Consider the following 23,443-nt stretch of genomic DNA (forward strand, 5'->3'; position numbering starts at 1 on the left):
GATGGGGTGATACGCAGGCCTTGTCGCGATGTCACTACCAGATCTTGACCTGCTTGTCGTCCGGGCGAACCATCGTGTCGCCGGGTTTGCACTGGAACGCCTGGGCAAACGCCGGCATGTTCGACGGTGCGCCGATCGCGCGGAACTTCATCGGCGAGTGCGGATCGGCGTTGAGATAGACCATCTGCGCCTTGTCGCGGATGCTGCCGCGCCAGACGCGGGCCCAGTTGAGGAAGAAGCGCTGATCTTCGGTGTAGCCGTCGATCTTCTCCTTCGCCTCGTCCGGGTGGTTCTTCAGCGCGGTCTGCAGGGCGTCGTAGGCGATGTTGAGGCCGCCCAGGTCGGCGATGTTCTCGCCCAGGGTCAGCCTGCCGTTGACGTGCAGGTCCGGGTGGTCCGGCAGCGGCGCATAGTTGTCGAACTGGTCGACCAGTTTCTGCGCGCGCGCGTCGAACTGCTTCTTGTCCGCCGGGGTCCACCAGTTGTCGAGGTTGCCGCTGCCGTCGAACTGGCTGCCCTGGTCGTCGAAGCCGTGGCTCGACTCATGCCCGATCACGGCGCCGATGCCGCCATAGTTGATCGCGTCGTCACCCTTGGCATAGAAGAACGGCGGCTGCAGGATCGCGGCCGGGAAGTTGATCGTGTTGTCGGTGGGGTTGTAGTACGCGTTGACCGTCTGCGGCGTCATGAACCATTCTTGGCGGTCGGTCGGCTTGCCGATCTTGGCGATGTTGTAGTCGTAGTCGAACTTCTGCGCCGCCTCCATGTTCGCGAAATAGTCGTCCGGGGTGACCTTCAGGCCATCCCAACTGCGCCACTTGTCCGGGTAGCCGATCTTGGGCAGGAACTTGTTCCACTTGTCGATTGCCTTGGCCTTGGTCTCGGCGCTCATCCAGTCCAGGTTCTCGATGCGGTTCTTCAAGGCCTCGCGGATGTTGTGGACCAGCTCCTCGGCACGCGTCTTGGCTTCCGGCGGAAAGTATTTGGCCACGTAGAGCTGGCCCAGTGCCTGGCCCATGGCATCGTCGACCGCGGCAAGCGAACGCTTCCATTGCGGGCGCTGCTCGGGCTGGCCGCGCAGGGTCTTGTCGAAGAAGTCGAAGCGGGCATCGACAAACGGTTCGGACAGGGCATCGGCCGCGCCGGAGATCGTGTGAGCGGCGAGGTAAGCCTTCCATTCGTCCAGTGGTGCGCTGGCCAGCAGCTTGTCCATCTCGGTGAAGAACTTCGGCTGCGACAGCGAGAAGCCCTTGTCGATGGTGACGCCTTGTGACTTGAAGAAATTGTTCCAGTCGAAGTGCGGGGTGACCTTGTTCGCTTCGGCCACGCTGACGAAGTGGTACTGGTTCTCGGGCTTGCGCATTTCCACGCGGGGGATCGAATGCGTGGCGAGTTCGGTTTCCAGTTTCATGGCCAGACCGGCCTTGGTTGCCGCCTCCGCGGCCGGGACGCCGGTGAGCTCGAACAGCCTGGCCAGGTACTTCACATAGGCGTCGCGAATGTCCTTGTACTTGACGTCGGTGTAGTAGTCCGGCGTGGGCAGGCCCAAGCCGCCCTGGTTGGCCGAGGCAATCTCCATGCTGGCATTCTTGTAGTCGGCGCGTGCGCCGAAGCGGAACACCGCGCTGTCGCCCTTGGCGAACGACTGGTTCAGCCAGGCCGGGATGTCCTTGTTCGACTTCAATGCGTCGATCCTGGCCAGGTACGGTTTCAGCGGTTCGAAGCCGGCCTTGTTGCGCGCATCCATGTTCATGCTGGAGCGGTAAAGCCAGCCGATCTTCTGTTCGATCGAACCCGCCGTGGCGCTGTCGGCATGCTTGTCCGCGGCGTCGACCAGGTCGTGCTGGTCCTTGAGGCTCTTCTCGCGCAACAGGTTGAACGACCCCCACACGGTCTGGTCGGACGGGATCGGGTTGGCGGCGACCCACTTGGCGTTGACGAACTGGTTGAAGTCCACGCAGGCATCCGTTGACGGGCCAAGCTCGCTGACGTCGAACACGCTCGGCGCTGCTGGAGCGGCGGCCGCCTTCGGCGTGCTGGCGCTGCTGGCCGGTGCGGCGGGCGCGCTGGCGGACTCCTGCTTGCCGCAGGCGCCGAGTGCCAGCGCCACGCAGGCAGCGAGTACCAGCGGTTTCAGAGGGGTCTTGTTCATGGGGTATGCCTCCCGTTTGGGTTTGCCCGCAGGCAGTCTGATGGATTGATCGGCCACGGCCTGACGGACGCGTCGGCAACCGTGACTCCACCGGTTCACGCTAGGTCAAACGTCATGGGTGAGACAGTGTCAAAGGTCAGGGACGGCCGGGGGGACGGGCATGATCCTGGCCGTGTGGCAGGACGGATATTTCGCCGATGCGAAAGTGCGCCGTCACGGTGGCGGGAGCGCTCGAAAAAAAGGGCCCCGCATTCGCATGCGGGGCCCGGGGTTTTCAAACGGTGAGCGGTTGTAGGCTTACCAGATCTTCACCTGCTTATCGGCGGGACGCACCATCGCGTCGCCCGGCTTGCACTGGAACGCGCTGGCGAAGGCCGGCATGTTCGACGGCGCACCCATCGCGCGGAACTTCATCGGCGAATGCGGATCGGCGTTCAGATACACCATCTGCGCTTTTTCGCGGATATCGCCGCGCCACACGCGGGCCCAGTTGAGGAAGAAGCGCTGATCTTCGGTGTAGCCGTCGATCTTCCTGTCCGCCTCGGCCGGGTTCTTCTTCAACGCAGCCTGCAGGGCATCGTAGGCCATGTTCAGGCCGCCCAGGTCGCCGATGTTCTCGCCCAGGGTCAGCGTGCCGTTGACGTGCAACTCGGGGTGATCGGCCAGCGGCACATAGGCGTTGAACTGATCGACCAGCTTGCCGGTACGTGCCTGGAACTGCTTCTTGTCGGCGTCGCTCCACCAGTTGACGTTGTTGCCGTCGCCGTCGAACTGGCTACCTTCGTCGTCGAAGCCATGGCTGGCCTCGTGGCCGATCACCGCGCCGATGCCGCCGTAGTTGATCGCGTCATCCGCCTTGGCATCGAAGAACGGCGGCTGCAGGATCGCGGCCGGGAAGTTGATGGTGTTGTCGGTGGGGTTGTAGTACGCGTTGACCGTCTGCGGGGTCATGCCCCAGTCCTTGCGGTCGGTCGGCTTGCCGATCTTGGCGATGTCGTAGTCGTAGTTGAACTTGCCGGCCGCTTCCATGTTGGCGTAGTAGTTGTCCTTGCTGATGGTCAGGCCATCCCAGCTGCGCCAGGTGTCCGGATAACCGATCTTCGGCAGGAACTTGGACCACTTGTCGAGCGCCTTGGTCTTGGTCTCCTCGCTCATCCAGTCGAGGTTCTGGATGCGCGCCTTCAGCGCGTCACGCACGTTGGTGACCAGCTCCTCGGCGCGCTGCTTGGCTTCCGGCGTGAAGTACTTGGCCACGTAGAGCTGGCCCAGCGCCTGGCCCATCGCGCTGTTGACCGAGCCCAGCGAACGCTTCCACTGCGGCTGCTGCTCGGGCTGGCCGCGCAGGGTCTTGCCGTAGAAATCGAACTGCGCATCCACGAACGGCTCGGACAACGCGGTGGCGGAGCTGGAGATGGCCTGGGCCTTCAGGTAGGCCTTCCACTCGTCGATCGGCGCGCTGGCCAGCAGCTGGTCGAATTCGGCGAAGAACTTCGGCTGCGACAGCGAAAAGCCCTTGTCGACGGTAACGCCCTGCGCCTTGAAGAACGCGTTCCAGTCGAAGTGCGGGGTGACCTTGTCCGCTTCAGCCACGGTCACGAAGTGGTATTGGTTCTCCGGCTTGCGCATTTCCACGCGCGGCACGGAGTGCTTGGCCAGATTGGTCTCGAACTTCATCGCCAGGTCGGCCTGCTTGCCCGCTTCGGCGGCCGGCGTCCCGGTCAGCTCGAACAGCTTGGCCAGGTATTTGACGTAGGCGTCGCGGACGTCCTTGTGCGAGGCGTCGATGTAGTAATCCGGCGTAGGCAGGCCGAGGCCTGACTGCTCGGTGTAGCCGATCTGCATCTTCGCGTCCTTGAAATCGGCGCTGGAGCCGAAGTCGAATACCCGCGAGTCACCCTTGGCGAAGGACTGGTTCAGCCACGCCGGCAGGTCCTTGTTGGACTTCAATGCATCGATCGAGGCCAGCTCGGGCTTGATCGGATCGAAGCCGGCCTTGTTGCGCGCATCCATGTTCATGCTGGACTGGTACAGCCAGCCGATCTTCTGTTCGATCGAGCCGGGCTTGGTGCTGTCGGCATTCTTTTCCGCGTTCTCCACCAGCTGGCGCTGATCGGCGAGGCTCTTCTCGTGCAGCAGACTGAAAGCGCCCCACACGGTCTGGTCGGCCGGAATCGGATTCGCCTTGACCCATTTGGCGTTGACGAAGCTGTTGAAGTCCTGGCAGGCCAACGTGCTGTCGCCGAGCTCGCTGACGTCGAAGATGCTCTTGTCGAGATTGGCGGCGGTGGTGCTGCTGGTGGCCGGGGCGGCGCTGGCGCTGCTCGTCGGTGCGCTGGTCGTTGCCGATTCCTGCTTGCCGCAGGCGGTCAGGGTCAGGGCCAGGCTGACCGCCAGGGCCAGGGGCTTCAGATACTGCTTGGTCATGGATATCCCTCGGTAGGTGATGTTGCCCGTCGGGCAGGTTGGGTGTCGGAATTGGCTGCGCGCTGTGCTCCCCCGGGCGCGGACACAGCCGGTTACGCTAGGCCAATCGGCAGGGGTCAGACAGTGTCAAAGGTCAGGGGGTGGATGAGCCGCTGCGGCCCCGGCGAGCGCTCATCGGGCGCCGGTCTCGGGTTCGCCGTGGCGCAGCGTGGCCGATGGCGGGGCAGGCAGGCTGTCGGGTGCCACCGCACCGCCGGAAATGATGAAGGCCATCGCCTGGTCCATGGTCCAGTCGGTAGGGGTCAGCTCGTCCACCGGCACCAGTTCCAGATAGCCACCGGTGGGGTTCGGTGTGGTGGGGATGTAGACCGCAGCCATCTCGCGGCCGGTGCCTTCCTCGACCATCACCCGGGTGACGAAGCCGACCACCTTCATGCCACGCCGCGGAAAGTCGATCAGCACCACCCGCTGCATGCCGCTGGGTTTGTTCTGCAGCACTGCCATCAGCTTCTTGGTGCCGCCGTAGATCGTCTGCACCAGCGGAATGCGCGCGAGCAGGGCATCGAAGCCGTTGAGGAAACGCTGGCCGATCACCCGGTTCGCCACGAAGCCCAGCAGGTAGAGCGCACCTAGCGTGAGCAGCAACGCCACGATGAAGATCAGCCATTGCGCATTCAGCGCGTCGGCGGCGTGCGGCGCGACCAGCGACAGCGCGCCGAGCAGCGCGGCGACCAGCGGCGCGCCGATGCCGGCCAGCACGCCCAGCACGAACTTGAACACCAGCCACGTCACCCACAGCGGGATGAAGGTGAGCAGGCCGGTCAGCAGGTAGCGTTTGACGCGAAGCGGCGGCATCGGGCAATCCGTGGTGCGGGTCCCCGTCATTGTACGGGCTGGCGGCGTGCCCGGGGTTGCGCTAGCTTGCAGGCTTTCTCGGGGATGGGGATTCTCATGAACAAGCTGCTCGGCGTGCTGCTGCTCGCGTTTCTCACCGTGAGCGTGGTTCGGGCGCAGGCGGTGCCGGTGTCGGCGCTCGCGCCTGCGGTTCAGGCGGCCGCGGTCCACGCGCCACCCTTTGACGTGGAAGCCGCCACGAATGCCTACATGGCCGAATTGACGCCGGCGCAGCGGACCAACTCGGACGCCTATTTCGAAGGCGGTTACTGGCTGATCCTGTGGGATCTGCTGATCACGCTGGGCGTGGCCTGGTTGCTGCTGGGCACGCGGCTGTCCGCACGCATGCGCAACCTTGCCGAGCGCATCACCCGCCTGCGCTGGCTGCAGACGGCGATCTACGCGGTGCAGTACATCGTGCTCGTGACCTTGCTGACCTTGCCGTGGAGCCTCTACGAAGGCTATTTCCGCGAACACCAGTACGGCTTGTCCAACATGAGCCTCGGCGCCTGGCTGGGTGAGCAGGGCACCGGACTGATCGTCGAGCTGATCCTGGCCACGCTGGCGCTGGTGATCATCTATGCGGTGGTGCGCAAGGCCACGCGGACCTGGTGGCTGTGGGGCGCCGGCGTCGCCATCGTGTTCGCGATCTTCGTCGCCACGATCGCGCCGGTGTACATCGCGCCGCTTTTCAATACCTACAAATCACTGCCGGACAGTCCGCTCAAGGCGCAGATCCTCTCGATGGCGCGCGCCAACGGCATTCCCGCCTCGGACGTGTACTGGTTCGATGCATCGCGCCAGAGCAGGCGCATCAGCGCGAACGTGAGCGGCATGTTCGGCACTACTCGCATCAGCCTCAACGACAACCTGCTCCATCGCAGCACGCCTGAAGAGATCGAGGCGGTGCTGGGGCATGAGATGGGCCACTACGTGCTCAACCACGTTTACAAGGGCATCGTGTTCTTCGGCATCATCATCGTGCTCGGCTTTGCCTTCGTGCAGTGGGGTTTCGGCTGGGCCGAACGACGCTGGGGTGCGCGCTGGGATGTGCGCGGCGTCGGCGACGTGGCGGGGCTGCCGCTGATCATGGCGCTGTTCGCGATTTTCATGTTCGTGATGACGCCGGTGAACAACACGATCACGCGCAGCATGGAGGCCGAGGCCGATGCATTCGGCCTAAACGCGGCGCGCCAGCCCGACGGCTTCGCCCAGGCGGCGGTGCAACTGTCCGAATACCGCAAGATGCATCCGGGCGCGGTCGAGGAGTTCCTGTTCTACGACCACCCCAGCGGCTGGCAGCGCATCCATCGCGCGATGATCTGGAAGGCCGAACACCTGGACGATGCGGATGTGCGACGGGGCGACGCGATCGCGCCACCCGGCGCACGCTGAGCCTGCGAACCATCGAGATTGAAGCGTGCCGCTGCGTCGCGCAGCGGCCGCTGGCGTTGTTCCGTGCCTTGTTATCAAAATAACATTGACAATATCGTGATAGCTATGTACCAATGAATCGGTAGGTCGTCCACGTGATCATTCGGAGGGGAACGTCATGCAGCTTCGCCATGTGCAGCGGGAGCCGCGCCGCGTCTGCGCTTTCAGCCGGCAACAGCGCCAATCGAGCGCAGGCCATCACGTCGCGGGGGATGGATGGATGAGTCGGATCGCCGGATTGCTGGCGGCGTTCGCCATCACCCTGGTCAGCGGTGCCGTCATGGCCCAGGTGCCGACGTCGACGCCAGCCACTGCCACCTCGGCGGTTGCCCCGGCCATTCCCGTGGCTGCCGGGCCTGTTGCCGCCGTGGCCGCCGGCGATCTGCAAGCTGCGTCGACGAACGAGTTGACCAACCAGGACCTGTCCGCCTTCCTCGATGGTTTCGTGCCACTGGCGCTGGCGCGCGGCGATGTCGCCGGCGGCGTGGTCAGCGTGGTCAAGGACGGCAAGGTGCTGTTTGCCAAGGGCTATGGCCATGCCGATCTGGCGAAGCGCACCCCGGTCTTGCCTGATCGTACGCTGTTCCGGATCGGCTCGACCTCCAAGCTGTTCACCTGGACCGCGGTGATGCAGCTGGTCGAGCAGGGCAAGCTGAACCTCGACCGCGACATCAACGATTATCTGGATTTCAAGATACCGCCCTATCAGGGCAAGCCGATCACCCTGCGCAACCTGATGACGCACACGCCGGGGTTCGAGGACGTCGCCCGCAATCTCATTTCCACCGACGGCAAGCCGGTCGATCTCGAGCGCTATCTGAAATCGCATCTGCCGGAGCGGATCTTTCCGCCGGGCGAGGTGGTGGCTTACTCCAACTACGGTTGCGGACTGGCGGGCTACATCGTGCAGCGGATATCCGGCCAGGACTTCGACGACTACATCGAACAACACATCTACGCGCCGCTGGACATGCAGCACTCCACGTTCCGGCAACCGCTGCCGGCAGCGATGGAGCCCATGATGGCGGTCGGTTACGCGACCGCCTCCGACGGCAAGGCCAAGGCGTTCGAGATCGTCGATCCGGCGCCGGCTGGTGCGATGAGCACGACCGCGCTGGACATGACGCACTTCATGATCGCCCAGCTGCAAAATGGCCTTTACGGCAACAACCGCATCCTGCAGCAGGCGACCGCGGTGGAGATGCATACCCAGCAGCGCACCGAGGCGCCCGGACTCAACGGCTTCGCGCTGGGTTTCTATCGTGAAGACAGTCACGGCCAGCGCATCGTCGGCCATGCCGGCGATCTGGATTACTTCCACACCGACCTGCACCTGATGCTCGATGCGAATGTCGGCATCTTCATGTCATTCAACAGTGCCGGGAACGCGGGCGGTGCGCATGTCATCCGCAAGGCGCTGTTCGAGGCTTTCCTGGATCGCTATTTCCCGGTCGCGCCGGTGAAGGAGGTGGCCACGGCAGCCACGGCCAAGGCCGATGCGGCCAGGGTGGCGGGCTGGTATCTGTCCAGTCGCCGCAATGTCAGTGGCATGAGCATGCTGTATGCCATGACCCAGTCCCATGTGCAGGCTCTTCCCGACGGCACGATCATCGCGGAAGGCTTCGACAATCCCGCCGGCAAACCGTTGCACTGGCGCGAGATCGGCCCGTTGAAGTACCAGCAGGTGAATGGTTCGGCCCGGCTGGACTTCATCACTGACGCGAACGGCAGGATCAGCTACTGGACCACGGATGGAGAGGTGCCGGTCATGATCTTCCTGCGCGTGAGCGGACTTCACACCTTGGGTTCGGTGAAGCTCTGGGGCACGCTGGCGCTGCTGTTCACTTTCCTTGCCCTGCTGGTCTGGTTCGGAGGCTGGCTGGTTCGTCGCCACTACAAGCGCGTTCTCGAACTGTCTCCGCGGCAGCGCCGCAGCCGGCTGTGGGGCCGCCTGGGTACGCTGATGCTGTTCACCACGCTGCTCGGCTGGCTGATCCTGATGATTGCCATCGGCAGCGACCCAGGCCTGTTGCTGGAGGGCACCGCGGCACCGTGGATGTACCTGCTCTACGCGGTGGGCGTACTGGCGCTGGTGGGCGTGGTGCTGATCGTGTACCACGCGGTGCGCAGCTGGATGGCGCCGCGGCGCAGCCGCTGGGTGCTGCTTGGCGAAACCTTGCTGGCATGCTCCGCGGTCTACCTGGCCTGGCTGATCGTGGCGTTCCGGATGATCAGCTTCAACACCAGGTTCTGACAAAGCCATTCGTGCGGCGGCGGGCTGCCGCCGCACATTTCCTCCGCAGGAGTCATCATGAATACCCATGGGAGCGGGCGGCTGCGCCTGTGGGCCAGCCTCAAGAGCTGGCCGATCAACGCGCCGTTCCATATCACCGGCTACACGTTTACCGCGTTCGATGCATTGATTGTTGAGCTGTCCGATGAACACGGCCACGTGGGTTGCGCTGAAGCGCAGGGCGTGTATTACCACCAGGACACGCCGGTCACGATGCTGGCCCAGATCGAGGCATTGCGTGAACTGATCGAGGCCGGCCTCACGCGCGAAGAGCTGCAGCGATGGCTGCCGGCCGGTGGCGCACGCAATGTGCTTGATTGCGCGCTGTGGGACCTCGAGGCCAAGCGTACCGGCAAGCCGGTGTGGGAGCTGGCCGGGCTGAATGTGCCGAAGCCGCTGCTCACCACCTACACCATTGGCGCCGAGACCCCGAAGGTGATGGCCAAGCGCGCAAGTGAGTTTGTGGACGCGCGTGCGATCAAGCTGAAACTCACCGACGACGACGACAATGCCGAACGGGTCCTTGCCGTGCGCAAGGCGCGCCCGGACGTGTGGTTGATGGTCGATGCCAACCAGGGCTTCACCCGCGAGTCGTTGGCACGCCTGCTGCCCACCTTTGTGGAGGCACGCGTGGATGTGGTCGAACAGCCATTCCCGGTCGGCAACGAGGCCTGGCTAGACGGATTGGAGCGGCCGATCCGTTTCGCGGCGGATGAAAGCGTGCTTGACCGCGCTGACCTCGCCAAGATGGTCGGTCGGGTCGATGTGATCAACATCAAGCTGGACAAGTGCGGTGGCCTCACGGAAGCGCTGGCCATTGCTCACGAAGCGCGCGAGCTGGGTTTCGAGCTTATGGTTGGCAACATGGGCGGCTCGTCGCTGGCGATGGCGCCGTCGTTCATGGTCGGCCAGCTGTGCGATGTGGTGGATCTCGATGGTCCGATCAACTTGCGTGCCGATTATTCGCCGCCGGTGGTGTATGAGGACGGCATGATCTGGTGTCCCGAGAATCTTTGGGGTGGGCCGTCGCCGCTCGCATCATAGTGGTTCTGTCCGGTCAGCAAGGAGACGCGTCCGCGTGATGTCATTCGGAATGAGCTCATCGACAGAGAAGGACTGGTTTGGCCATCCGCGTGGCCTGACCATCCTGTTCCTGACCGAAATGTGGGAGATGTTCTCCTTCTTCGGCATGCGCGCGATCCTGGTCTATTACATGACCAAGCACCTGGACATGAACCAGGAGTATGCGTCGCTGGTCTACGGCGCCTATGCGGCTTTCGTGTATTTCACTCCAGTGTTCGGCGGCATGGTCGCCGACCGCTGGCTGGGCAAGGCACGCGCGGTGGTGATCGGCGGCGCCACGATGGCGCTTGGCCATTTCATGATGTCGTGGGAGGCCCTGTTCTATCCCGCGCTGTGCATGATCGCGCTGGGCAACGGGCTGTTCCTGCCCAGTCTCGCCAGCCAGATCGAGGGCCTTTATCGGGAGGGCGATGCGCGCAGCAAGAGTGCCTACAACATTTATTACGTGGGCATCAACCTGGGCGCATTCATGGCGCCGTTCGTGTGCGGCACGCTCGGTGAGGCGTACGGCTGGCACTGGGGTTTCGCCGCGGCCGGTTTCGGCATGCTGTTGTCGCTGGTGATCTATCTGGCCGGTCGTCGCTATCTGCCGGCCGAGCCGATGCGCGGGCCTGCCGCCCGGGCGGCCCGCCCGCCGATGGATCGTGCCGCCCGCGATCGCTTCGCGCTGCTGATCGGTATCGCCGCGATCGTGGTGATCTTCCGCGGCGCCTACGAGCAGGTGGGCAACACGATTGCCTTGTGGGCGGATACCGGCATCAATCGCCAGCTGGGCTCCGGCTGGACCATACCGATGACCTGGTTCATATCGATCGACTCACTGGTGGTCTTTGCGTTCACGCCGGTGTTGGTGGCGCGTTGGGCGCGGCTGGCACGACGGGGCATCGAGACGCCGCTGCTGGGTCGCATGGCGTTCGGCGCCGCCATCGTGGCGGCGTCCTATGTGGCGCTGGGTCTGGTCGCCGGATGGAACGAGGCCCACGGAACGCGCGCCAGTTGGGTCTGGCTGGCTGCCTGGTTCGTGGTGTTCACCATCGGCGAGCTGTATATCCTGCCGACTGGCCTGGCGCTGTTCGGGCGTATGGCGCCGGAGGGGTTTCGTGCCACCAGCATCGCAACCTGGTTCTTCGCGGGCTTCTTTGGCAATCTGCTCGCTGGCGGCCTGGGTACGCTCTGGAGCCAGTTCGCGCACGGCTGGTTCTTTGTGTTGATCGGCGGCGTGTCGGCGTTGTCCGCCGTGCTTCTCTACATCCTTTGCCTGCGCATGGGCGATGTGGAGAAGCACGCCACCGTTGGCGCGCAAGCCATGCTTTCACGTTGAGCATCGAGATGATCAAAGACCTGCAGAACAAGTTGAAGCGCCAGTGGGAGACGTTCACCACGTCCGAACGGAAGATCGCGTCCTATCTTCTACACAACATCAGCGGCATTCCGTTCGAGACGGCCGCATCGCTCGGCCAGCGTGTCGGAGTAAGCCCGATGACGGTGGGGCGCTTCCTGCGCAACCTCGGCTACGCGGGCCTCAACGAGTTGAAGAAAGACCTGCGTGGCAACGCCCCCTGGCTGCCGTTGTACAAGAATGCCGCGCGCGCGCGCGAAGCGGATTTCGTGGCAGAAAGCCTGCAGACCGACATCCGTGTGCTGACCGAGGCCTACTCGCTGGCCAGAACCGCGGAATGGACCTCGATCGTCAAGGCGCTGGTGAGCGCCGAACGCGTATCGGTGGCAAGTTTCCACCATGGTCGCTTCATCGGGCTTGGTTTTGCCAGCCTGCTGCAACACGTCAAGCCGCGCACGCGCTATGCCGACGGATCGGACGGTGCCTACGCCGACGTTCTGCTTGATTCGGGTGCGGACAGCTGCGTGGTACTGATCGACTTCCGCCGCTATGCGCGGCACTTCCGCGTCCTCGCCGAGGAGGTGGCCGCGCGCGGCATTCCGCTGGTCATCGTCACCGACACCCAGTGCTACTGGGCTCGCCAACTCACCGACAACGTGCTGATGTTGCCGCTTGATCCGGATCGTGCCTGGCACAACTTCGGTGCCGTCACCAGCCTGCTGAGCCTCCTGATCAGCGAGGTGACGCGGGTGCAGGGTGACATGTTCGAGCGCATTGGCGACGTCACGGCATTGCGACAGCTGTTTGTCGGCTATGACGAAGCTCCGCCGGCGGCGAAGCGCAAGCCCGGCAACTCGGCGAAGGGCAACGCGAAGAAGAGTGTCGACGACAAGCGCGCCGCCGCGCCGCAAAAACCAACGCGTCGCGAGCGGCGGTAATTTGCCGGCGCGGTGCTTTCGCGGACGAGTGCATCTTGTCAGATCAGCGCTCCTCGGGTGTCGTCGTGATCGTCTCGCCCTTCATCAGCGTCCGCTCGAAGAAGTTGGCGGTGGCGTCGAACACGCGCAGCCATGAATGCCACCGTAGCAAGTCGTGCGTTTCGTCCGGCATCACGATCAGCTCGCAGGGGATGTGATGCTGGCGCAGCAATGGCACCAGGTCGACCGTCTGCGCAAACGGCACGTTGCGGTCGTCATCGGCCTGGATCAGCAGCACCGGTGACTTCCACTTGGCGATCGACGCGACCGGCGAAGCTTCGTAGGCGACCTTCTTCACCTGCGCGGTCACGCCCGGGGCGCCGCCGAGCAAGCTGGTCCAATCATGCACGCCGGCATAGTCCACGCCGGCCTTGAAGATGTCCGAGTTGCGCGCCAGGCCCATCGCCGTGAGATAGCCGCCGTAGGAGCCGCCCCACAATCCGATCTTCTGCGCGTCTACATAAGGCAGCGACTGCAGGTACTTTGCCCCTGCCACGACATCCTGATATTCCGACGCCCCCAACGGACCAGCGTGCGCCGGTTGTCGGAACGCACGGCCGTACATGGTGCCCATCCGATAGTTCACCGACAGCACCACGAAACCGCGGCTAGCGAGATACTGGTTGGCGGCGTACATGTAGTTGTAGGCATCCATCGGATGGAAGCCAAGCACCATTTGTCGCGGTGGGCCGCCATGGGTGAACACGAGTGCCGGGCTGTGCATCGGCGTTCCCCTGGGGACAAACAGCTGGCCGTGGATTTCCAGCCCGTCCAGGCTCTTGAAGACCACCTGCCTGGGCACGATCATCTGCGCCGACGGATAGTCCACTGGCAGCGCGCCGGGGGCAATCATCTGTTGGCCACGTCGTGTCAGTCGAAATGGCATGGCCGGCCGTGTTGCGGTCGAGCCGAGGAAAACGACTGCTGCTCCGTCGCCAGTGACCACGGGCGACCATTCGATCGATGCGCCATGGGTCAGCTCAGTCGCACCGGGATGATCCACGGCCACGCGCCAGAGGTGCCGTCGATCAAGATCGGATTCATTCGAGGAATACAGCAACGCCTTGTCGTGGCCAGTCAGTGAAACACTGCCCTGGAACGAGAACTTTCCGGGCGTGAGCAACATGGGGCTGCCGCCATCGGCCGCGATCGAGTACAGGTGCACCCAGCCGTCCCGCTGCGAGGCGAACACGATGCGATTGCCGGCAGCGAACTGGAACGCATTGGCCTGCCACTCATCCAGTCCGCCGTATGAACCATTCGCGTTGTCGGCGCTGTGCCAGATCTGCGTGGTGTTGCCATCGGCCGCGTTCCATACCCAGATCGCCCAAGGTTGTGTCTTGCCGGGCAGGAAGTAGTCGGCACTTCCCAGAATGCGGATGAACGCCAATCGGGAGCCATCGGCCGACCAGCGCGGCAGCGTGTCGTGGAAGACGTCGGGTGCGATGTAGCGTACGCTGGCGTCGCCCAGCCGGTAGACGCCGATCAGGTCATGCGTGCCGCGATTGCTGACGAAGGCGATCTGTTTTCCATCGGGCGACCAGCGCGGCTGGGAGTTTTTTCCGCGAACATAGGCCAGCGGACGGGCCGGCTCCTCACCCGAAACCGGTGCCAGCCACAGTTTGTGTTGTCCGCTCCACACGGCCTGCTTGCCGTCGGGCGAAACCTGGATGTCTTCGCAGCCTTCGAACGTGCAATTCATCGTGCCCAGCAAGCGAGGCTTGCCATCGGCCACATTGGCTGCCCACACCTGCTGCTCGGGTTGCTTCACGTTGCCGGTCGGGTCGGCCACTTCGCCCTGGCTGTTGGTCTCGCTGCCGCGCGCATAGATCACTGTGGCGCCATCCGGCGTCAGCCGCAGGCTTGCCAGCGGCATGCCGTCGTCGCCGGTGTAATGGGTGAGCTGTCGTGCGTCGAAACCCGGGCCGTCAGCTACCCAAACGTTGCGCGATCCGTGCAGGTTGAATACCCACGCGATCCGGCTGCCGTGCGTCGCCGCAGTCAGGCCGTAGGGGAAGGGGTAACCCAGTGCCTGCTCCAGCGTGAACTTCTGTGCCGATGCAGCGCCAGGTGCCGCGGCAAGCAGCAGCGCGAACATGCAGGCCATGGAAGCTCTCGAGCGTGCCGTGTTCCAACACCGTGTTGTCCACATCATCGGAATGCTTCCCATCATTGAGTCAGGTGCCTCGGCGCCATTGCCGCATCGACGTCCACTGGCGATTTTCGCCAGGTTGAGGCATGTGGCATGTCCGAAAAAAGCACGGCAACATCAATTTCAATTTGTGAAACAACCGTTTCAAGATCGCGAACGAGCAGACCGTGGCTGGGTGCGGTTACTTCGCGCTCTTTCGCCTCTTGCCCTTTGCCATCGATGGCCTCTTGGCCACGGGCTGCGTCGGAACACGTTTGCGAGACTTGACCTGGTTGGTCTCGTCAGCGCCCAGGGCCTCGATCAACTGGGATTGGGTTGCGGTGCAGATCGAAAGCACCCTGCAACGCTTGAGCCCCACCGCGATGTAGGCATGGCCCATGCCGCTGTCGAAATACATCGAATCACCGGCCTCGAGTCGGGCCGGCGCATACAGGTCGGTATGCAGGTCGACCGTACCCTCCAGCACGTAGACGAATTCTTCGCCCGGATGGCGGATCAGTTCGCCGAACTCGGCAAGCGAGCGGGCATGTGGCTCGGCAACGATCGGGACGAGCCGCTTGTTGAGCAGATCCGCGCCCGGATACAGGTGGCTGTAGTTTTCGGTTTCCACCGCCAGTCCCTCACCGGCGCGGGTAATGCTGCGCCGGCCTTGAACCCTGGTTTGCGGCGCGGCGGCATCGGGATCGAGCAGCTGCGCCATGTCCACCTCAAGGCTCGCGCTCAGCCGTGCAAGCTTGTCGTAGCTCAGCGACATCTTGCCGTTTTCGAGCTTTGAAAGGGTCGAGATCGGCAGCCCGGTACTCACGCTGAGCTCGGTCAGGGTCAGCTGCTTCTGCTTGCGCAGATCGCGCAAGGCAAGACCGGGCTGGGACTTCGGGTGGTGCAGTGGCATGGGCTTGGATGTCATCGTGTCGGTTCGGTGCCTAGTCTTGCGCATGGCGATCCAGTCGACAATGAAGCCGGAACGCACAGATCCCAAAGTTTCCCGAGTTTTACGCGAATTCTCAGAAAATTTCAAATATAGAAAAATTTGACAATATTGAAATATCGGTCGATATTAGCCTCCAAAGAGGCGCCGACTGCCTCGGGGGAGAGATCTGTGCACAAGAGCATCGGGACATTCAGTACCTTGTTTCTTGCCATTGCCACGGCGATGGCTGCTGGTTCCGTCCACGCGGAAGCAGCGGTGACGGGCTCTGTGGCGGGGGCTACGCCGACGGCACAGGACCAATCCGGGCCGGCAGGTCAGCCGACGCCGCAACAGGCCGCCAACGCCAGGCAGCCCGATCGCGCGCAGGCGACCCAGCTTGGCACGGTGGTCGTGACGGCGAACCGTCGCGAGGAAACACAGCAAAACGCCGCCCTGTCAGTTTCGGTGGTGTCGTATCAGGACATCCAGCAGCAGCATCTGCAAAGCTTCAGCGACTACGCGGCCTCGGTGCCAGGCTTCAACGTCGTCTCGTCGCAGCCGGGGATGACCGAATTGAGCATTCGCGGCATTGCTTCGGGTGCCGGGCAGCCCAGCGCTTCGGTCGGGGTCTATATCGATGACACCCCGTTCGGATCGAGCAGCGTGTTCGCTGGCGGCGCGGCATTGACGCCTGATCTCGATCCGGCCGATGTGGATCGCATTGAGGTGCTCAGCGGTCCGCAGGGCACCCTGTATGGTGCCGGTGCGCTGGGCGGCGTGATCCGGTTCATCACGATTGCGCCCAATACGGAGAGTTTCGAAGGTCGCGTGCAGCTCGACGGCAACAGCGTCTCGGGCGGCGGCAGCGGTTTCGGTGTGCACGGCATGGTCAACCTGCCGCTGGTAGCCGACAAACTGGCGCTTCGGGCCAATGTCTACGATCGGACCGATCCGGGCTTCATCGACGATGCCGGGCTGGGCAAGCAGGATGTCAACGAGAGCCGCGTCAAGGGTGGCCGTTTCTCGTTGTTGTGGACCCCCACCGACAAGACCTCGTTGCGTCTGACCGCCATGGCGCAGAACCTCAGCAGTGACGGCGCACCCTCCGTGGCACTGGATCCGGATACGCTGAAGCCGGTCTACGGCGACCTGCAGCAGCGCGGGGCGGCCAACAGCGGCATCTTCGATGCGCGCTATCGACTCTACAATGCCACCTTCAACACCGACTTCGGTTGGGCAACGCTGATGTCGTCAAGCAGTTACAGCACGCTTGACAGCTCCATGATGATAGATGCGACTTCGCTGCTGTATCTCGGTCCACAGGCCAATGGCCAGCCTTACTCCACGCTGGAAGCCGAGCCGATCGGTCAGACCAAGGCAACCCAGGAATTCCGCCTCACCTCGCCGAAGTCGCAAACGGTGGAATGGCTGGGCGGCGTGTTCTTCACCCATGAAACCGGCAGCGCCATTCAGAACATCTATCCCGCCGATTACTACACCGGGGTGGAGCAACCCTCGCCGTTGGGCATTCCCATCGGGGGCACCATCCAGCCGAGCACGTACATCGCCTACGCGGGCTATGGCAGCCTTACCTGGCACGTCACCGATCGTTTCGACGTGGAGGCCGGCCTGCGCTACAGCCATGACAAGCAGCATTACCGGGAGCTTGGGTACGGTGCCATCCTCACCGGCGGCGCTGACGTGGTCGAGCTGCTGAACAAGCAGTCCGCCGACAGCAGCATCACTTATTCGTTTACGCCGAAATATCACTTCAACGAACACACCATGATGTACCTGCGTGTGGCGACCGGGTTCCTGCCAGGTGGTCCCAACGTGGTCGCGCCCGGCGCCGTTGGCGTCCCTGACACGTTCAGCCCGACCAAGCTGACCAATTACGAGCTCGGCTTGAAGTCGACGGCATTGGACAACCGGCTGACCATCGATCTTGCAGCGTATTACATCGACTGGACCAAGATCCCGCTGACTACGTTCGAAAACCCCTATACGTTTCTTACCAGCGCCGGCCAGGCCAAGAGCAAGGGCGCCGAGGCTTCCATTGCCTTCCTCGCGGCAAAAGGCCTGAAGCTTTCGCTCAATGCCTCATACAACAACGCCGAGCTGACCAAGGATGCACCAGCGCCTTCCAACGGCAGGAAGGGCGATCCCTTGCCTTACGCGCCGAAATTCACGCTTGGCCTCAATGGCGATTACAACTTTGCGCTGAGCGATAGCTGGAATGGCTATGTCGGGGCCAGCTTCCGGCACATCGGCAAGCGCTCGACCGACTACGCGTTCAGCTACCCGATCCCGGGCGTGCTGCCTGCGCTTCCGGCGAGTCCGACCATCCCCGGTTACAACACTGTCGACCTGCGCGCCGGTGTCAATGGCGATAACTGGAATATCAGCGTCTACGTCAAGAACCTGACCAACAAGCGGGGCATCGTGCAGGCGAGTTCGTTCCAGAACTACGTGCCTGTAGCCGGTGCGGCCAATCCCGTCACGGGCATGCTGGAAGACAACGCGTCGATCATCACGCCACGCCTGATGGGCATCTCGGTGAGCCGGAGTTTCTGATCGATCCAGCGCGCGGGCATCGTTGCCGTGGCATCTCTCGTGTACAGGGGATGCTGCGGCAGCACCGATCAATCCACGGCAGGGCCAGGTCTTCGCCATCCTTCAGGCACTGGCAAGGTGCGCACGAACGCAAGTGATGCCCGTGACCGGGTACGTCAGTTTTCCCAAAAGTCGAATCCGCGTGAGTTCCGGTGCCGCATGTTTGCACTGTCGTGGCACGCGGCACGCGCTTCTGATCCGCGAGCGCATCGCGCCAGCAATACATGGTGAGGAGGAGACATGTTCACCCGATTGAAAGCGACAACGCTTGCCTTGCTGATGACGATGGGAGCGGGAGGCTCTGGTCTTGCGGTGGGACAGACGTCCTCGCCGCGGCCAGTCCCGAACCCCGCCGCTCCTACAGCCACGCAAGTTCCCGCTGTGGCGGTGCAAGTCGCTGCAGTGGAGCAGGCAATGACCGCGCAGGACATCCAGACGTTCTTCGACGGCCTGGTGCCGTACGCGATCCATCGTGGTGACATCGCTGGTGGTGTCATCGTGGTCGTCAAGGACGGTCAGCCCCTGTTTGCGAAGGGTTATGGCTATGCTGATGTCGCGAACCACAAGCCGGTGATCGCGGACCAGACCCTGTTCCGACCCGGCTCGATATCCAAGACGTTCACCTGGACAGCGGTGATGCAACTGGTCGGCGCGGGCAAGATCGACCTCGACAAGGACGTCAATGCCTACATCGACTTCAGGATCCCGGAGAAATTGGGCAAGCCGATCACGATGCGTGACTTGATGACGCATACCCCCGGTTTCGAGGAGACGGTGGGCGATGAGTTCATGCAGTCGACCGATCAGCTGTTTCCGATCGGCGCCTACCTGAAGAAGCACTTGCCGGCACGGATCTTCCCGCCAGGCAAGCTCACGGCCTATTCGAACTACGGCGCGGTTCTGGCGGGCTACATCGTGGAGCGTGTCTCCGGCCAGCCGTTCGACCAGTACGTGGCCGACCACATCTTCAAGCCGCTGGGCATGGAGCACTCGAGCTTCGACCAGCCGCTGCCCGCATCGCTCGCCACGAACATGTCGGTGGGCTATCACTCGGCATCGGACAAGAAGACCATTCCGTTCGAGGCGATCGAGGTGGGACCGGCCGGTTCGCTGAGTGCCACCGGCACCGACATGGCGAGTTTCATGCTCGCGCAACTGGACAACGGCCAGTACAACGGCGCTGCGATCCTGTCGCCGGCGATGATCGCGTTGATGCATTCACCGCAATCGACCATGGCACCGGATATGAACGGTTTCGACCTGGGTTTCTATCGGGAAAACCGCAACGGTCTGCGCATCATCGGTCACGCTGGCGACACCGCCGCCTTCCACAGTGACATGCATCTGCTGCTGGACCAGCATGTCGGCCTGTTCGTGTCGTTCAACAGCGCCGGCAAGCAGGCCGAGGTGGGCAGGCTGCGCACCGCGCTTTTCCGCGCCTTCCTGGATCGCTATTACCCCTATGCGCCGCCGCACGAAGATACCGTCACCAACCCTCAACCCGATGCGGCACGTGTGGCTGGCTCGTATGAGGCGACGCGGCGCATCGAAAGCACGTTCTCGGTGCTGCAGGTGCTGTCGCAGTCGAGCGTGACCCCCCATGCCGACGGCACGATCCGGATCGATGCGCTCAAGGACCTGAGCGGCACACCCAAGACATGGCGTGAAGTCGGGCCGCTGGTCTATCGCGAAGTCGGTGGTCAGACGCATACGAAATTCGTCGCCGACAAGGATGGCCGCATCCAGTACTGGATCTCCGACGACTTCCTTCCGGTCGAATTGTTCCAGCCGGTGCATGGTCTGCGCAGTGCCGGCATGCTCAAGTCGGTGGGCGTGCTGTTCCTGGTGACTCTGGTGCTGACCCTGCTGACCTGGTGTGGTGGCTGGATCGTGCGTCGACGCTTCCATTCTCCGCTGGCGATGACGGTCGCACAGAGGCGCTGGCGGTTGGCTTCGCGGCTCGGTGTGGTTCTGCTGCTGGTGATGATGCTTGGCTGGGTGCAGATGATTGCCGGTGGCCTGGATGCGTCCAATGACACCATTGCGCATCACCTGACCGCGCTGTACCTCCTCGGCGTGATTGCGGGGCTGGGTGCGGTGGCGATTCTGGTCGAGGCCGTGCTGCGTGTCCTGCGCGGGCCCGGAGGCTGGCTGGTACGGTTGGGCGAAGTATTCCTGGGCCTGGCTGGGCTGTATGCGCTGTGGGGAATCCTTGCCTATGGTCTGGCCAATTTCAATTACACCTTCTGAAGCAGGTCCGATCCCGGCAGAAACGGGCTGGGGGAAGGCCTGCATCAATGAATCCATGCATCGCGCCGTTGGCGTGACGTGGCGACCAGGGCAGCCGGAGGGCAAACCATGAACCAGGAAACCGCGTGCCGCGTTGCGCGTCGCCGTCGTACTGCAACGCGCTGGTTGATGAGCGGCTGGATTGCGCTGGCCCTGCTTCCTTGCGCCTTCGCTGCGGAACAGGTGCCGCCAGCCGCCGCGTCGCCCGCACTGGATGCCTTCGCCCATCGGGCCATGCAGACTTTCGACACGCCTGGCATGGCTGTGGTGGTGGTCGATGGCGATACGATCGCCACGCATGGCTACGGCGTGCGCAAGCTCGGTGCGCCGGCGAAGGTGGACGCTCATACAATCTTTCCGATCGGTTCCAACACCAAGGCGTTCACCGCGGCGGCACTGGCGATCCTGGTCGATGAGGGCAAGCTGCACTGGAACGATCGGGTGGTCGACAAGCTGCCCGGTTTTCGCATGTACGACGCTTATGCATCGAACGAGATGACGGTGATCGACCTGCTGGTGCACCGCAGCGGGCTGGGGCTGGGCGAGGGCGATCTGATGATCTTCCCCACCTCCGACCGTAGTCGCGCCGAGCTGGTGCATGACATCCGTTTTCTGAAACCGGCCCATTCCTTTCGCGCGAATTACGATTACGACAACGTGCTGTACATCGTTGCCGGACAACTGGTCGAAGCGGTATCCGGCCAGCGCTGGGAGGAATTCGTTCAACAGCATATCCTCGATCCGCTGGGCATGCACGATACCCGGGTGAGCATCGACGCGCGCGTCGCCGACCAGGCCTCGTTGCATGCGAAAAACGCCACCGCCGTGCGCGGCGTCGGCAAGCAGCAGGTGCTCACCACGGTGATGACCGGCAGCGTGTTCGCGCCGGCCGGTGCACTGCAGGTGAGTGCGGCAGACATGGGGCGCTGGCTGCAGCTGCAACTGCGTCATGGCGCGCTGGATGATGGCAAGCGCGTGTTCAGCGAGGCGGCGTCGAAAGCCCTGTGGACGCCGCAGACGTTGATTCCCATTCGTCAGGCTCCGACGCCGATCGCGCTGGCCCAGCCGCAATTCAGCGCCTATGCGCTGGGGCTCGAGGTGCAGGACTATCGCGGCCACAAGATCGTCACGCATCTCGGCGGTGTGCTGGGCGGCATTTCGGCGGTGGTGATCATTCCGGAGAAGCATGCGGCGTTCGCCATCATGGTCAACTCCGAGGACGTCGGTACCTTGTTCGCCATGCGCGAGCATTTGCTGGACAGCTTGCTCGGCCTGCCTTCGCCGGACTGGGTGGCCAGCTACAAGCAGGTGTTCGATCAGGTCGACGCTGGCGCCGTGGCGGCACTCAAGGCCAGCAAGGCGGCGACCCATCCGGACAGTGGCCCATCGCTGCCGCTGTCCGGTTACGCCGGTGTCTATCGTGATTCGTGGTACGGCACGGCGACGATCAGCCAGGGCAAAAAAGGTACGGGCGGGCTGAACATCAGCTTCGATCGCACGCCCGGCTTGCATGGCACGCTGGAACACGTGCAATACGACACGTTTCGCACGCACTGGGCGATGCCGGATGTGGAGGATGCCTACGTCACCTTTGCGCTGAATCCGGATGGCAGCGTCGATCGGATGACGATGAAAGCCATCTCGCCGACGGCCGATTTCAGCTGGGATTATCAGGATCTGCACTTTGTTCCGGTAGCCGACGGAAAGTAAGGATTGTCACCAGGTGGGGCGTCCCCAGAGCGGGATCGATGCGACCGATGTCGTTCGCTCCACGTGGGCCGGCAAGTCATCAGGAGTCATGGAGCATGAGTACGCTTTCCGCGTTGCACGGTTCACCCGCGGGTCTGTTGCCGCAGCCCTACCTGCTGTTTCTCGGCGACACCACCGAGCCGGGCTACGCCAAGACGGCCTATGGCTTGCGTGACTGGGCCGGGGATATGTGTCTCGGGGAATGGTCGTGTGGTGCCACGGTGAGCACCGGGTTGCCGATGCTCACGCCGGAGGAAGCCAGGACACGTGGTGCGCATGGCCTGGTGATCGGCGTCGCCAATGCGGGCGGTTTCATTCCCGACAGCTGGATCGCTGCTCTGGTTGAAGCACTGGAGGCGGGCCTGGATATCGTCAGCGGCATGCACATGCGGCTGGCCGATATCCCACGACTGGCTGTCGCGGCTGAGCGCCTGGGACGGCGTCTGATCGACGTGCGCACGCCACCGCGAGGTATCCGTATCGCCAGCGGAAACAAGCGTTCCGGCAAACGCCTGCTGACGGTGGGTACCGATTGCGCGCTCGGCAAGAAATACACCGCACTGGCGTTGGCGCGCGCCTTCGCCATGCGCGGGGTGGACGTCGATTTTCGTGCCAGCGGCCAGACCGGCATCCTGATCGCCGGCAGCGGCATTCCGATGGACGCCACGGTCGTCGATTTCTCGGCCGGTGCGGCCGAGATGCTGAGCCCCGCCGCGCACGCGCAGCACTGGGACGTCATCGAAGGGCAGGGTTCGCTGTTTCATCCGGCCTATGCTGGCGTATCGCTGGCCTTGCTGCACGGCAGCCAGCCGGACGTCTTCGTGGCCTGCCATGAGCCCGGCCGCACTCATGTTCTCGGTCATCCGGAATTCGCCTTGCCGACGATCCAGCAGGTGATCGAGCTGACGGTCCAGCTCGGTCAACGCACCAATCCGGCAATCCGTTGCGCGGGCGTCAGCCTGAATACGGGGCATCTGGACGCCGATGCAGCACAGGAGCTGCTGGCGCGGACGGCCACGCAGCTGGGCATGCCTGCGGCCGATCCGATGCGTGGCGGCGAGTCATTTGATCGGCTGATCGATGCTGCCTTGAACGAGCAAGCCGGCGCATGAAGGCCGATCATCCAGTGAGCCT

The 23,443-nt window shown here is 63.3% G+C and carries 14 protein-coding genes; 9 read left to right on the forward strand and 5 right to left on the reverse strand.

Annotated features, from left to right (window positions below):
• Positions 1–34 precede the first annotated feature (34 nt).
• From B0E47_RS09480 to B0E47_RS09490, 3 genes are all read right to left on the reverse strand, one after another.
• A complete protein-coding gene (locus B0E47_RS09480) occupies positions 35–2,152 on the reverse strand; it encodes a M13 family metallopeptidase (protein WP_077514013.1) in 2,118 nt (705 codons plus the stop codon).
• A gap of 297 nt (positions 2,153–2,449) precedes the next feature.
• The gene (locus B0E47_RS09485) at positions 2,450–4,576 is read right to left on the reverse strand and encodes a M13 family metallopeptidase (protein ID WP_077514014.1); all 2,127 of its coding nucleotides are present in this window, start codon (positions 4,574–4,576) and stop codon (positions 2,450–2,452) included.
• A 171-nt stretch (positions 4,577–4,747) separates the two neighbouring features.
• Positions 4,748–5,431, reverse strand: a complete 684-nt coding sequence (locus tag B0E47_RS09490) for a DUF502 domain-containing protein (RefSeq protein ID WP_077514015.1) — start codon at positions 5,429–5,431, stop codon at positions 4,748–4,750.
• A gap of 96 nt (positions 5,432–5,527) precedes the next feature.
• Between B0E47_RS09490 and B0E47_RS09495 the strand changes: the two genes are divergently transcribed.
• From B0E47_RS09495 to B0E47_RS09515, 5 genes are all read left to right on the forward strand, one after another.
• On the forward strand, positions 5,528–6,865 hold the full coding sequence (locus B0E47_RS09495) for a M48 family metallopeptidase (protein ID WP_217318912.1): 1,338 nt from the start codon (positions 5,528–5,530) through the stop codon (positions 6,863–6,865).
• A gap of 259 nt (positions 6,866–7,124) precedes the next feature.
• Positions 7,125–9,158, forward strand: a complete 2,034-nt coding sequence (locus tag B0E47_RS09500; protein ID WP_077514017.1) for a serine hydrolase domain-containing protein — start codon at positions 7,125–7,127, stop codon at positions 9,156–9,158.
• A gap of 57 nt (positions 9,159–9,215) precedes the next feature.
• Entirely contained in the window at positions 9,216–10,241 is a 1,026-nt protein-coding gene (locus B0E47_RS09505; protein WP_077514018.1) for a dipeptide epimerase, read from the forward strand.
• Between the two features lie 49 nt (positions 10,242–10,290).
• Positions 10,291–11,601 (forward strand): peptide MFS transporter, encoded by a 1,311-nt coding sequence (locus B0E47_RS09510; protein WP_139351410.1) that lies wholly within the window; start codon positions 10,291–10,293, stop codon positions 11,599–11,601.
• A gap of 8 nt (positions 11,602–11,609) precedes the next feature.
• On the forward strand, positions 11,610–12,557 hold the full coding sequence (locus B0E47_RS09515) for a MurR/RpiR family transcriptional regulator (RefSeq protein WP_077514238.1): 948 nt from the start codon (positions 11,610–11,612) through the stop codon (positions 12,555–12,557).
• A 43-nt stretch (positions 12,558–12,600) separates the two neighbouring features.
• On the opposite strand, the gene B0E47_RS09520 is transcribed toward B0E47_RS09515, so the two are convergent.
• Positions 12,601–14,703: a prolyl oligopeptidase family serine peptidase gene (locus B0E47_RS09520; protein ID WP_168171040.1), complete on the reverse strand. Its 2,103-nt coding sequence runs from the start codon at positions 14,701–14,703 to the stop codon at positions 12,601–12,603.
• Positions 14,704–14,929: 226 nt separating this feature from the next.
• The gene (locus B0E47_RS09525) at positions 14,930–15,601 is read right to left on the reverse strand and encodes an XRE family transcriptional regulator (protein WP_217318913.1); all 672 of its coding nucleotides are present in this window, start codon (positions 15,599–15,601) and stop codon (positions 14,930–14,932) included.
• Between the two features lie 333 nt (positions 15,602–15,934).
• Between B0E47_RS09525 and B0E47_RS09530 the strand changes: the two genes are divergently transcribed.
• From B0E47_RS09530 to B0E47_RS09545, 4 genes are all read left to right on the forward strand, one after another.
• Positions 15,935–18,232, forward strand: coding sequence for a TonB-dependent receptor (locus B0E47_RS09530; RefSeq protein WP_168171041.1), 2,298 nt, complete (start codon positions 15,935–15,937; stop codon positions 18,230–18,232).
• Between the two features lie 453 nt (positions 18,233–18,685).
• Complete coding sequence (locus B0E47_RS09535; protein ID WP_254422879.1) at positions 18,686–20,521, forward strand: serine hydrolase domain-containing protein; 1,836 nt, start codon at positions 18,686–18,688, stop codon at positions 20,519–20,521.
• A gap of 108 nt (positions 20,522–20,629) precedes the next feature.
• Positions 20,630–22,270, forward strand: a complete 1,641-nt coding sequence (locus B0E47_RS09540) for a serine hydrolase (RefSeq protein WP_217318914.1) — start codon at positions 20,630–20,632, stop codon at positions 22,268–22,270.
• Between the two features lie 95 nt (positions 22,271–22,365).
• Positions 22,366–23,421, forward strand: coding sequence for a DUF1611 domain-containing protein (locus B0E47_RS09545; RefSeq protein WP_077514024.1), 1,056 nt, complete (start codon positions 22,366–22,368; stop codon positions 23,419–23,421).
• The last annotated feature ends 22 nt before the right edge of the window (positions 23,422–23,443 follow it).

The sequence above is a fragment of the Rhodanobacter sp. B05 genome (assembly GCF_002001085.1).
Taxonomy (GTDB): domain Bacteria; phylum Pseudomonadota; class Gammaproteobacteria; order Xanthomonadales; family Rhodanobacteraceae; genus Rhodanobacter.

Bases quoted from the DNA above. Each gene is read 5' to 3' on its own strand.
- B0E47_RS09480 (WP_077514013.1), bottom strand. From the start codon at position 2,152: ATGAACAAGACCCCTCTGAAACCGCTGGTACTCGCTGCCTGCGTGGCG.
- B0E47_RS09485 (WP_077514014.1), bottom strand. From the start codon at position 4,576: ATGACCAAGCAGTATCTGAAGCCCCTGGCCCTGGCGGTCAGCCTGGCC.
- B0E47_RS09490 (WP_077514015.1), bottom strand. From the start codon at position 5,431: ATGCCGCCGCTTCGCGTCAAACGCTACCTGCTGACCGGCCTGCTCACC.
- B0E47_RS09495 (WP_217318912.1), top strand. From the start codon at position 5,528: ATGAACAAGCTGCTCGGCGTGCTGCTGCTCGCGTTTCTCACCGTGAGC.
- B0E47_RS09500 (WP_077514017.1), top strand. From the start codon at position 7,125: ATGAGTCGGATCGCCGGATTGCTGGCGGCGTTCGCCATCACCCTGGTC.
- B0E47_RS09505 (WP_077514018.1), top strand. From the start codon at position 9,216: ATGAATACCCATGGGAGCGGGCGGCTGCGCCTGTGGGCCAGCCTCAAG.
- B0E47_RS09510 (WP_139351410.1), top strand. From the start codon at position 10,291: ATGAGCTCATCGACAGAGAAGGACTGGTTTGGCCATCCGCGTGGCCTG.
- B0E47_RS09515 (WP_077514238.1), top strand. From the start codon at position 11,610: ATGATCAAAGACCTGCAGAACAAGTTGAAGCGCCAGTGGGAGACGTTC.
- B0E47_RS09520 (WP_168171040.1), bottom strand. From the start codon at position 14,703: ATGGCCTGCATGTTCGCGCTGCTGCTTGCCGCGGCACCTGGCGCTGCA.
- B0E47_RS09535 (WP_254422879.1), top strand. From the start codon at position 18,686: ATGACCGCGCAGGACATCCAGACGTTCTTCGACGGCCTGGTGCCGTAC.
- B0E47_RS09540 (WP_217318914.1), top strand. From the start codon at position 20,630: ATGAACCAGGAAACCGCGTGCCGCGTTGCGCGTCGCCGTCGTACTGCA.
- B0E47_RS09545 (WP_077514024.1), top strand. From the start codon at position 22,366: ATGAGTACGCTTTCCGCGTTGCACGGTTCACCCGCGGGTCTGTTGCCG.